Here is an 11,272-nt window from a genome sequence, read left to right on the forward strand (position 1 = left end):
CTTCAATGTCGGCGCCGACGAGCATGCCGGCGCGAGGGAGAACAGTCGCCTGCGCTCAGCGCGGGCCACCACCGCGACGGCCACCGCCGCCACCGTTCTTCTGCTCGGCCGCCTTCAGCTCGGCCTCGGTCGGTGCGGCCGGGGTCTGGCCCGGCTTCAGTGCGGTGACCTTGCTGCCCGGCTTCAGGCGGAACTGTCCTTCACTGACCACCCGCTCGCCGCCCTTCAGGCCTTCGGCAATCTGCACCTGGCTGTCGCCCACTTCCACGCCGCTGCGCACGGTCTGCATCTTCACCGTGTTGTCGCCCTGCACGACATAGACGTATTCGCCATCCGGGCCACGCAGCACCGCCTGGGTCGGGATGACCACGCCACCGGCGATCGTGCGCAGCTGCATGCGCACGTTGACGAACTGGCCCGGCCACAGGCCATTGTCGGTGTTGTCGAAGACCGCACGTGCCTTGAACGTGCCGCTGTCCGCACTGATCAGGTTGTCGACCACGTCCAGCTTGCCGTCGCCGGACAGAACATGCGAGTCGGCGCGGTCCAGCGCGGCCACCGGCACCGTGCCGGCGGCCTGTGCCTGGCGCACATCACCCAGCTGGCGCTCGGGCAGGTTGAACAGCACGTGGATCGGATGGATCTGGGTCAGCGTGACCAGCGCGGTGCCGGCGTTGACCACGTTGCCCGCATCGACCGCACGGATGCCGGCGATGCCGGAGATCGGCGCAGTGACCCGGGTGTACTGCAGCTGCACCTGCGCCGAGCGCATGCTGGCCTCGTTCGCAGCGACTGCGCTTTCGTACTGTGCCACTTGGTTTCGCTGTGTATCCAGATCGGTCTTGGCGACGTACTGGCGGTATTCCGGCGCGTTGGAGCGCTGGTAGTTGGAGCGCGCGGTGGCCAGCAGGGCTTCGTTCTGGCGCTTGGCTGCCGCGGCCTGGTCATAGCTGGCCTGGGCAGTGCGCGGATCGATCACCGCCAGCACATCACCCTGCTTCACTTCCTGGCCTTCGCGGAAATTCAGGCTCATCAGCTGGCCGCCGACCTGCGGGCTGACCGTAACGGTATTCATTGCGGTCACCGTGCCCAGCGCGCTGGCGTACACCGGTACGTCCTGGCGGGTGGCATCGACCACGGTCACCGGCACCGGGCCCGCATCCGGGTCTTCGCCGCCCTGGCGCGCGCCCGCAGCCGGTTTTCCAGCCTCGTCCTTGCCGCCGCCGACGACCCGCAGGCCGACCACGGCCAGCACCAGCACTGCCACGACCAGCAGCACGATCTTCCAAACACGTGACATTACGAGGACTCCAAAAGGGCTGGACCGGGCGCGACCCGGGGGCAATGCGCAAAGCATACCTGTGCCACATCACGTTTCCTGCATGACGGATGGGACGGGCGCTAAGACCGGATGCCGCGCCGGAGGTTCCCGTGGCGGCAGTGTTGCCCTACATTCAGCTGGAACCCCCTGCCGTGGAGATTGTGATGCGCCGTTCGCTGCTGCTGTCCGCCCTGCTGCTGGCCCTGCCGGCCCTTGCCCACGCCCAGGACGGGCAGCGCCCGGAAGTGACCGCCGCCGCGCAGCGGCTGCAGTCCAAGGTGATCGAGTGGCGTCGTGATTTCCACCAGCACCCGGAGCTGTCCAACCGCGAAGTGCGTACCTCGGCCGAAGTCGCCAAGCGCCTGCGGGCGATGGGCCTGAAGCCGAAGACCGGCATCGCGCACCACGGCGTGGTGGCGATCATCGAAGGCGGCAAGCCGGGCCCGAAGATCGCATTGCGCGCGGACATGGACGCGCTGCCGGTGACCGAGCAGACCGGCCTGCCGTTCGCTTCCAAGGCCACTGACCAGTACCGCGGGCAGACCGTGGGCGTGATGCATGCCTGTGGCCACGACGCGCACACCGCGACGCTGCTCGGCGTGGCCGAAGCACTGGTGTCGATGAAGAAGGACCTGCCGGGCCAGGTGATGCTGATCTTCCAGCCGGCCGAGGAGGGCGCGCCGCCGCCGGAAGAGGGCGGTGCCGCACTTATGCTGAAGGAAGGGCTGTTCGCCGATTTCAAGCCGGAGGCGGTTTTTGGCCTGCATGTGTTCTCCAGCGTGCAGGCCGGCCAGATCGCGGTGCGCGGTGGCCCGTTGATGGCCGCCTCGGACCGTTTCGGCATCAAAGTGATCGGGCGCCAGACGCATGGCTCGGCACCGTGGAACGGTGTTGACCCGATCGTCGCTACCGCCGATCTGGTCGGCACCGCGCAGACCATCGTCAGCCGCCGTGCCAACCTGTCCAAGCAACCGGCGGTGCTGACCTTCGGCGCAATCAACGGCGGCATCCGCTACAACATCATTCCCGATGAAGTGGAGATGGTCGGCACCATCCGCACCTTCGACGAAGGGATGCGCCAGCAGATCTTCGCCGACCTGCGCAACGTGGCCGAGCACACGGCCGCCGCGCACGGTGCCAAGGCGGTGACCGACATCTACGAATCGGAGGGCAACCCGGCCACGGTGAACGACCCGGCGCTGACCGCGAAGATGCTGCCGAGCCTGCAGGCGGTGGTGGGCAAGGACAACGTGTACGAGCCACCGCTTCAGATGGGCGCGGAGGATTTCTCGCTGTACGCGAAGGAAGTGCCTGGCATGTTCTTCTTCGTCGGTTCCACCAGCGTGGGCATCGACCCGGCGACGGCGCCGGCCAATCATTCGCCGAAGTTCCTGCTGGATGAGAAGGCGCTGGATGTGGGTCTGCGTGCGCTGCTGCAGGTGAGCCTGGATTACCTGCACGGTGCCGGCACTCCGGCGGGGTGAGGGGTGTTGGCAGGGCTTGCAGCCCTGCACCCGCCGAGACCAAAGCCGCGTCAACGGCAAAAGCTGGTTTCCTGAGGGATGGCGGGGTGGGTCCGGTGGCAGGGGACGCTGCAAGTACGTCCATGTAAGCTCGGTCGCCGCTTGCTCGTGTGCGCCGTCCTGCGCACACGGCAAGACCGGGGTTGGGCGTCCTGCCCAACCCGCCCGAGGCATGCCTCGGGCCCATGCGGCTCACGCCCCCGCAACCGGACCCACCCCGCCTTCGACAGATTCCTGCGATCTGTCGTAGATCCACGCCATGCGTGGATGAATTTTCATCGAAATCGAATACTTCGAGAATTGAACGAAAAGCATCCACGCATGGCGTGGATCGACCGTGTCGACCAAGGTCGACACCTACCCACAGCAGCGGGAATCTGTCGGAGGTGGGGCGGTGTGGGGCTGCAGGACCGTTGGCGCCATGAATGGCTCCATCGAGCCCCCATGGACGGGTTTACGGCGCGTCCTGCAGCCCCACACCGCCCCGCCAGACCATCAGCAATCCAGAGCCGCTTTGGCTTTGACCGTTGCTTGCGCGGTGGCCTCTGCAGGTGCAGGGCGCAGCCCTGCCGAAACCCACCCTCAGGAACTGCAGGACAGCATCGAGCAGCCGGCGCGGTTGTCGGCCCACGCCGGGCGCTTGCCGGCAAAGTGCTCCAGCCCGGCGCGTTCGGTATACGGGTCACGCAGTACGTCCTGCAATGCGTGAACACCGCCCAGGTCGCCCTGCTCGGCGCGATCGATGGCCTCCTGGGCCAGCCAGTTGCGCAGCACGTACAGCGGATTAGCCGCGGCCATTTTCGCCGTGCGCTCGCCGGCCGACAGCGGATCCACGCGCAGTCGCGCCGCGTAGTCCTGCAACCACTGCTGCAGCGGTGCCTGCACCGACTGCTGGCGCGCCTCGTCGTAGTACACCGCGTCAAGCACGCCCACATCGGGCGACGTTGGATCAACGCGCATCAGCGCGCGCCAGGCCAGCGTCATGTCCATGCTGCCGTCCTGCATCAGCTGCTGCCAGCGCAGGTAGAGCTGCAGGTCCTCATCATCCGCCGCTGCCAGGCCGAGCTTGGCCGCTGCATCGCGACGGGTGCAGGCAACGAACGTGGACTGGTACGCCGCCAGTCCCGCTTGCAACGGTTCGACATCGGCAAACAATGGCGACAACGCCTGCGCCAGTCGGCTCAGGTTCCAGTACGCCACCTGCGGCTGGGTGCCGAAACGATAGCGCCGGCCTTGGGCATCGGTGGTGTTCGGCGTCCAGTCCGGATCGAAGTCCTCGACCCATCCATAGGGACCGTAATCCAGCGTCAGGCCTAGCACGGACAGGTTGTCGGTGTTCATCACGCCATGCACGAAGCCGACGCGCATCCAGTGCGCGATCATCTCGGCAGTGCGCACCGCGATCTGCGCGAACCAGTCACCGTACAGCGCCTCGCCCTGCCCTTCGAGCTCCGGAAAGTCGCGGGCGATGCACGCGTCGACCAGCTGCCGCAACAAGCCAGTTTCACCACGCGAGGCCGGCAGTTCGAATGAGCCGAAGCGCAGGAACGACGGCGATACACGGCACACGATGGCACCGGGTTCGGCGCGGGGATGACCGTCGTAGAACATGTCACGCACCACGTCTTCGCCGGTGCCGACCAGCGACAACGCGCGCGTGGTCGGCACGCCCAGGTGATGCATCGCCTCGCTGCACAGGAATTCGCGGATGGACGAGCGCAGCACCGCGCGGCCATCGGCGCCCCGCGAATACGGGGTGGGGCCGGCACCCTTCAGCTGCAGCTCCCAATGACACCCATCGGGTGCGACCAGTTCGCCCAGCGAGATCGCGCGGCCATCACCCAGCTGCCCCGCCCAGTGGCCGAACTGATGCCCGCCATAATTGGCCGCCCACGGCTGCATGCCGGGGTACAGCGCATTGCCACCGAACACATCGGCGAAGCCATCGCTCTCCACTTCATCGGCATCGAAGCCGAGCATCGCCGCCACCTCCGGCGACCAGGCCAACAGCGTGGGCGCCGCCACGGGCGTCGGCATCACCGGCGACCAGGCGGCGCCCAGCACTTCACGCCTGCGCGGGCCGGACTCTGGGTCACCCGGCAGGGCATTCAGCAGGCGATTGTCGAAACGGGGGCTGTCGTTATCCATGGTGTTGAAGATGGGGGCGACGGCCGACGGCCTCAATTCCCGCTCAGCGCCTGCAGATGTCCACCGTGGGCCTCGGCGCGCTGGTAGGCCGGGCGCTCGCCAATGCGCTTGAGGAAGCCGCGCAGCGCTGGCTTGTCGTCGAGGCCACCGCCCCGTGCGGCCGCAGCCTGGATCGGGAAGCTCATCTGGATGTCGGCTGCGCTGAACCGCTCACCCGCGAACCACGGGCTCTCGGCCAAGCGGCGCTCCATCCAGTCCAGGTGCAGGCGCCGTTGCGGGCCGATGAAGCCACGCTCGGCCTTGTCGGCGATGCTGCGCGCGATCGGGCGGGCGAAGAACGGCATCGGCGCGTTGCGGATGCGGCCCATCACCAGGGTCAACAGCAGCGGCGGCATCGCTGAGCCTTCGGCGTAGTGCAGCCAGTAACGGTAGGCGATGCGCTCGGCGCCATCGGCCGGTGTCGGGGACGGCGACAGCTGGCGTTGGGTGTCATAGCGATCCGCGAGGTAGTCGAGGATGGCGCCGGACTCGGCCAGTACCAGCTCACCGTCCTGCAGCACGGGGGACTTGCCGAGCGGATGCACCCTGCGCAGCTCGGGCGGTGCCAGCAGCGTCTTCGGATCACGGGGATAACGGCGCAGTTCGTAGTCCAGCCCCAGCTCCTCCAGCATCCACAACACGCGCAGGGAACGGGAGTTTTCCAAGTGATGGACAATGCGCATGGGGATGATCCTTGGGGAGGCCCACATCGTACCGCGCGCAGTGCATGCCCTTTGTAGAGTCGAGCCATGCTCGACTGGCTTTGAGAGCAGTCGAGCGTGGCTCGACTCTACAAAAAAACAACGGGCAATAAAAAACGCCGGAAGCTCTCGCTTCCGGCGTTCTGGCTACCAAACGGCAGCAGACGGATTAGACCGCCTGCACCTGGTCAGCCTGCATACCCTTCTGACCCTGGACGGCGATGAAGGTAACCTTCTGGCCTTCCTGCAGGGTCTTGAAGCCGGTGCCCTGGATGGCACGGAAGTGCACGAACAGGTCCGGGCCGCTTTCCGGGGTGATGAAGCCGAAGCCCTTGGCGTCGTTGAACCACTTGACGGTGCCGGTCTGACGATCAGACATTTGACTAACTCCTGAAACACATGTTGAAAAAATCGCAGCCACCGGGTATCGGGGCCGAGACTGAGTTGCAGGCGTTGGTAAAGCGGATCGATGAGCGGATCGTGAGATCAACTGCACCAGGCCACGATTCACGGTGACCCTAGCAAACACAGTGGGGCCAACGATACGCGTGTTTTCTGCAAAAAGCGATAGCCGGGGCGTTCATGGGCTGGCCCCGCCCCCTAGACGTGGCAAGGGCTGGCAGCCGGTCGAGGCTAACCCTGAGCCCCCATTCAGGATTTTCCTACCCTACACTGGGTAAATGACTGAAGCTGAAACCCAAGCTGAACTGGCCCTCCCCCGTATCTGGGTGGACGCGGACGCCTGCCCCGCCGTCATTCGCGACATCCTGTTCCGGGCCGCTGAACGGGTCGGGATCGAACTGACCCTGGTTGCCAACCAGTGGATCCGCACCCCGCCGTCGCGCTGGTTGCGCTCGATCCAGGTCCCCCAAGGCCTGGACGTGGCCGACAGCGCCATCGTCGAACGGGTCGCCGCCGGAGACCTGGTCGTCACCCAGGACATCCCGCTGGCCGCGCTGGTGCTGGAGAAGAAGGCCGTGGCGCTGAACCCGCGCGGTCAGCTGTACACCCCGAACAACATGGCCGAGCGGCTGTCGATGCGCAATTTCATGGAGGAACTGCGCGGCGCCGGGGTGCAGACCGGCGGCCCGCCGCCGCTGGGCCCGCGCGACCGGCAGCTGTTCGCCGCCGAGCTGGACCGCTGGCTGGCGCGGCGACCGGCCCGCTGAACGGGCCTAGTCGCCCTGACCCGGCAGCACCAAGCGGTGCTGGCTGCGGAAGCGCCGTCGCTCCCCGCTCAACGGATCATTGAAGGCCAAGCCCTGCGCCAGCAGCTGCAGGGGCGGCTCGTCCGCCCCCTCCGGGCGCACTCTGAGCTGCGGATACAGGTCGTCGCCCTCGATGGGCGCACCCAGCATCGCCATGTGCACCCGCAGCTGGTGCTTGCGGCCGGTTTCCGGCAGCAGCCGGTAGCGCCAGATCGCCCCCTCGGCTTCGACCAGTTCGACCCGGCTGCGCGCATTGGGCTCGCCCGGCACTTCAGCCATGCGGAAGAACGGCTCGTCTGGCGCCAGCCGGCTGTGCCGCAGCAGCGGGAACGCCAGCCCAGGCAGCGCCGGTGCCAGCGCCTCGTAGGTCTTTTCAATGCGGCGCTCGCGGAACAAGCGCTGATAGGCATCGCGTGTCGCCGGCTGGGTCGAAAACAACACCAGCCCCGCCGTGAGCCGGTCCAGGCGGTGCAGTGGTACCAGATCCGTGTTGCCGGTGCGGGCGACCAGGCGCGACAGCAGGGTTTCGCGCACATACCCACCGGCCGGCGTTACCGGCAGGAAGTGCGGCTTGTCGGCCACCAGCAGGTGCTCATCCAGATGCAGGAGGGTCTCGGCGAAGGGAATCACCGGCTCGTCGGCAACCTCGCGGAAGTACTGGATTTCCAGCCCCACCTGCCAGGGCATGTCCGGCGCCAGTGCCCTGCCCTGCGCATCCTGCACACGGCCTCGGGCGAAGCGGTCCTGCCATTGCGCGCGACCGATGCGCGGGAAACGCGCGCACAGGCCATCGAGCAGGCTGGGCCAGTGGCCGGGGGGCAGCTGCAGGTGGCTGGGCAGGGTCATGGCGTCCATTCCGGCCACGGGAAAGAGCGCCAAGAGTGCCACCGTTGACGCTGCGCAGACAGCCCGGCAACGGACACCCTTCGAGCAAACCTCTATCATTGACGTCTTTAGTCCACGGATCCCCCATGGCTCTTACCGCCACCATCCGCAAGGCCGAACTGCAGATCAGCGACATGGATCGCGGCTACTACGCGACCCACAACCTGACCCTGGCCCAGCACCCGTCCGAGACCGACGAACGATTGATGGTGCGCCTGCTCGCCTTCGCGCTGAACGCCGGCGACCGCCTGGAATTCGGCCGCGGCCTGAGTACCGACGATGAGCCGGACCTGTGGGAACACGACTACACTGGCGACATCCTGCAATGGATCGACCTGGGCCATCCCGACGAAACCCGCATCCGCAAGGCCAGCAACCGCAGCCGACAGGTGCAGGTGGTCAATTACGGCGGCAACGCCTCGGAAATCTGGTGGGGCAAGCAGGGCAAGGGCCTGGCGCGCTTCGACAACCTGTCGGTGGTTGACCTCGATGGTGCCTTCGTCGAACTGTGGGGCCAGCAGATCCAGCGCGCGATGCGCTGGAGCGTGCTGATCCAGGACGGTGAAGTGCAGCTGCTCAACGATCAGATGCAGCTCGACGTGATCCCGAACTGGCGCAAGCGCGCCAAGGCATGAGCACGATCCGCTGCGACGTGGTGGTCATCGGCGCCGGCGCGGCCGGGCTGATGACCGCGATCACGGCTGGCCAGCGCGGTCGCCAGGTGCAGGTGATCGACCATGCCAACAAGGTCGGCAAGAAGATCCTGATGTCCGGCGGCGGCCGCTGCAACTTCACCAACACCGGCACCACCCCGGCCAACTTCCTGTCGGCCAACCCGCACTTCTGCAAGTCGGCGCTGGCGCGCTACACGCCCTGGCACTTCATCGAGCTGGTCAGCAAGCACGGCATCGCCTATCACGAAAAGGAACTGGGCCAGCTGTTCTGCGACATTTCGTCCAAGCAGATCGTGAAGATGCTGGTGGACGAATGCCAGGCGGCCGGTGCCCAGATCCGCACCGAATGCAGCGTGCAGCGCATCGAGCACGGCAGCGACGGGTTCCGCGTGCACACCACCCATGGCCTGTTCCACTGCGCCTCGCTGGTGGTGGCCACCGGCGGCCTGTCGATTCCGAGCATGGGCGCCACCGGCTTCGGCTACGAGATTGCCCGCCAGTTCGGCCACGAGGTGTTGCCGACCCGCGCAGGACTGGTGCCGCTCACGCTCAGCGGCAAGCACCAGGAGCGGCTGGCCGATCTGAGTGGTGTCGCCCTGCCGATCGAGGCACGCTGCAACGGCAAGCGCTTCCAGAACTTCATGCTGCTGACCCACCGCGGCGTGAGCGGCCCGGCGATCCTGCAGATTTCGTCGTTCTGGCAGCCCGGCGATGCGCTGGAGCTGGACCTGTTGCCGGGCCAGGATGCGGGCGAGTGGCTGCGCCAGATGAAGCGCGAGCGGCCCGCCGCCGAGCTGCGCACCGTGCTGGGCGACGTGATGCCCAAGCGGCTGGCGCAGCGCCTGTGCGAGCACTGGCTGCCGGACCGCCCGGTGCGTCAGCTGGACGAGCCAGTGCTGCGCCAGGCCGCGCAGCTGCTGGGCGCGTTCCCGCTGGTGGCCAGCGGCACCGAGGGCTATCGCACCGCCGAAGTCACCCTGGGCGGCGTGGATACCGCCGAGGTGTCGTCCTCGACAATGGAATCCAAGCGCGTACCCGGCCTGCATTTCGTCGGCGAGGTGCTGGATGTGACCGGCTGGCTGGGCGGCTACAACTTCCAGTGGGCCTGGGCCAGCGGCCACGCGGCCGGTGGCGTGGTGTGAACCACATCGCCGTTCGTTGCGCGCAAGGGGTGCGCGCATGGACGGTTCGCCGCGCATCGTGTATCTAGATTTGCAGATTGGGGAGCAGTGCATGCAGAACGCGAACGACATCACCATCCGCCTGCTGATCGTCGATGACAGCGGCGAGAATGCCGAAGCCATCGTCAGCACCCTGCGCAACAGCGGCATCGCGGTGCGTCCGTGGCGCCCGCAGGATGCTGCCGAGCTGGCCCAGGTGCTGGCCAGCCAGGCCATCGACCTGGTGCTGGCCTCGCCTTCGCAGGGCATTCCGCTGCCGCTGGTGGCCAAGCATATTGCCGCCAGCGGCAAGGATATTCCGCTGGTACTGCTGGCCGAGCGCATCGACGAAGACGAACTGGTACAGGCCAGCAGCCATGGCATCCGTGCCCTCGCCCTGCGCCAGCGTTCCGAGCACCTGCTGGCCGTGGTCCGTGACCAGTGGGTGGACCTGCAGGCACGGCGTGGCCTGCGCCGCATCGAGGCGCAGATGCGTGAGACCGAGCGCCGCTGCGATGCGCTGATTGCCTCCTCGCGCGATCCCATCGCCTACGTGCATGAAGGCATGCACATCCGTGCCAACGACGCTTACCTGGAGATGTTCGGTTACGAGCATTTCGACGATATCGAAGGCATCTCGCTGCTGGACATGGTTGCCGCGCAGCACGTGGAAGGCTTCAAGCAGCTGCTGAAGGGCCTCAGCCGCGGCGAAGCGCCGCCGCCGCAGTACCAGCTCGACGCGCGCCACCAGGATGGCAGTGCGTTCCCGGCGACGATGGAATTCACCGCCGCCACCTACGAGGGCGAATCCTGCCTGCAGGTGGTGCTCCGCCGCCGCATGGAGTTCGATCCCGAGTTGGCACGCGAGGTCGAGGACCTGCGCCAGCGTGACCAGGTGACCGGCCTGCTCAACCGACCGACCTTCATGCTGCAGTTGGAAAGCGCAGTGGCCCAGGCCGGGCGCAGCGAGGGCCAGTTCGGACTGCTGCTGATCGAGCCGGACCACTATGCGCGCCTGCTGCCGGACATCGGCCTGGCCTCGGCCGATACGCTGATCGGCGCCCTCGCCGGCCTGCTGGCCGAAGTAGTTGGCGCGGACGCGCAACTGGCCCGCTTCGGCGAACACAATTTTGCCGTGTTGCAGGCCGGGCCCTACGCGCAGACCGTGGCGCTGGCCGAGCGCATCCGCGAAGCCTACGCCGCACACGTCTTCAGCATCGGCGCGCGTTCGGCCACGGTAACGGTCAGCATCGGTGGCGTGCAGGTGGGCGAGAAGATCGCCAGCATCGGCCAGGTGCTGGCACGCGCGAGCGAATGCACGCAGGCCGCCGCCGAACTGGGCAACACCTGCCGCATCTTCGACCCGGCCGCCGCCGACCGGGTCGAGGAAGAGCGCGTGCTGCGCTGGGTCGCCCGCATCCGCGAGGCGCTGGCTGGCGACGGCTTCCAGCTGCACTACCAGCCGGTGCTGAACCTGCAGGGCGAGCCACTGGAGCTGTATGAGGCCTACCTGCGCCTGGAACACAATGGCGAACTGCTGAGCCCGACCGCGTTCCTGGGCATCGCCGAAGAACACGGGCTGCTGGCCGACATCAACCGCTGGGTGGTCTCGC

10 protein-coding genes are annotated in these 11,272 nt (G+C 67.0%); 5 read left to right on the forward strand and 5 right to left on the reverse strand.

The window, feature by feature from the left end; translation table 11 throughout:
• Positions 1 to 55: 55 nt before the first annotated feature.
• Positions 56 to 1,300, reverse strand: coding sequence for an efflux RND transporter periplasmic adaptor subunit (locus O0J15_RS15755; protein WP_308305919.1), 1,245 nt, complete (start codon positions 1,298 to 1,300; stop codon positions 56 to 58).
• 185 nt (positions 1,301 to 1,485) lie between these two features.
• On the opposite strand from O0J15_RS15755, the gene O0J15_RS15760 reads away from it, so the two are divergent.
• Positions 1,486 to 2,805 carry a M20 family metallopeptidase gene (locus O0J15_RS15760; protein WP_155030218.1) on the forward strand — a complete coding sequence of 440 codons (1,320 nt, stop codon included), beginning with the start codon at positions 1,486 to 1,488 and terminating at the stop codon, positions 2,803 to 2,805.
• 621 nt (positions 2,806 to 3,426) lie between these two features.
• Here the strand turns inward: O0J15_RS15760 and O0J15_RS15765 are convergent.
• From O0J15_RS15765 to O0J15_RS15775, 3 genes are all read right to left on the reverse strand, one after another.
• Positions 3,427 to 4,992 (reverse strand): protein adenylyltransferase SelO family protein, encoded by a 1,566-nt coding sequence (locus O0J15_RS15765; RefSeq protein WP_308305920.1) that lies wholly within the window; start codon positions 4,990 to 4,992, stop codon positions 3,427 to 3,429.
• Positions 4,993 to 5,024: 32 nt separating this feature from the next.
• The gene (locus O0J15_RS15770) at positions 5,025 to 5,714 is read right to left on the reverse strand and encodes a glutathione S-transferase family protein (protein WP_021204709.1); all 690 of its coding nucleotides are present in this window, start codon (positions 5,712 to 5,714) and stop codon (positions 5,025 to 5,027) included.
• Between the two features lie 187 nt (positions 5,715 to 5,901).
• Positions 5,902 to 6,111 carry a cold-shock protein gene (locus O0J15_RS15775; protein WP_004153307.1) on the reverse strand — a complete coding sequence of 70 codons (210 nt, stop codon included), beginning with the start codon at positions 6,109 to 6,111 and terminating at the stop codon, positions 5,902 to 5,904.
• Between the two features lie 301 nt (positions 6,112 to 6,412).
• On the opposite strand from O0J15_RS15775, the gene O0J15_RS15780 reads away from it, so the two are divergent.
• Positions 6,413 to 6,901 (forward strand): YaiI/YqxD family protein, encoded by a 489-nt coding sequence (locus tag O0J15_RS15780; RefSeq protein ID WP_134730503.1) that lies wholly within the window; start codon positions 6,413 to 6,415, stop codon positions 6,899 to 6,901.
• Between the two features lie 6 nt (positions 6,902 to 6,907).
• Here the strand turns inward: O0J15_RS15780 and O0J15_RS15785 are convergent, their stop codons facing one another.
• Complete coding sequence (locus O0J15_RS15785; RefSeq protein ID WP_308305921.1) at positions 6,908 to 7,786, reverse strand: pseudouridine synthase; 879 nt, start codon at positions 7,784 to 7,786, stop codon at positions 6,908 to 6,910.
• Between the two features lie 125 nt (positions 7,787 to 7,911).
• Here O0J15_RS15785 and O0J15_RS15790 point away from each other — a divergent pair, with 125 nt between their 5' ends.
• The 3 genes from O0J15_RS15790 to O0J15_RS15800 form a co-directional block, all read left to right on the forward strand.
• The gene (locus O0J15_RS15790; RefSeq protein WP_019661265.1) at positions 7,912 to 8,460 is read left to right on the forward strand and encodes a YaeQ family protein; all 549 of its coding nucleotides are present in this window, start codon (positions 7,912 to 7,914) and stop codon (positions 8,458 to 8,460) included.
• The gene (locus tag O0J15_RS15795) at positions 8,457 to 9,641 is read left to right on the forward strand and encodes an NAD(P)/FAD-dependent oxidoreductase (RefSeq protein ID WP_155029383.1); all 1,185 of its coding nucleotides are present in this window, start codon (positions 8,457 to 8,459) and stop codon (positions 9,639 to 9,641) included. The genes O0J15_RS15790 and O0J15_RS15795 overlap by 4 nt, the downstream gene beginning before the upstream one ends.
• A gap of 91 nt (positions 9,642 to 9,732) precedes the next feature.
• On the forward strand, positions 9,733 to 11,272 hold a 1,540-nt coding region (locus O0J15_RS15800), incomplete at its 3' end, for a diguanylate cyclase (protein WP_308305922.1).

The sequence above is a fragment of the Stenotrophomonas sp. Sm10 genome, from assembly GCF_030985515.1.
GTDB lineage: Bacteria > Pseudomonadota > Gammaproteobacteria > Xanthomonadales > Xanthomonadaceae > Stenotrophomonas > Stenotrophomonas hibiscicola.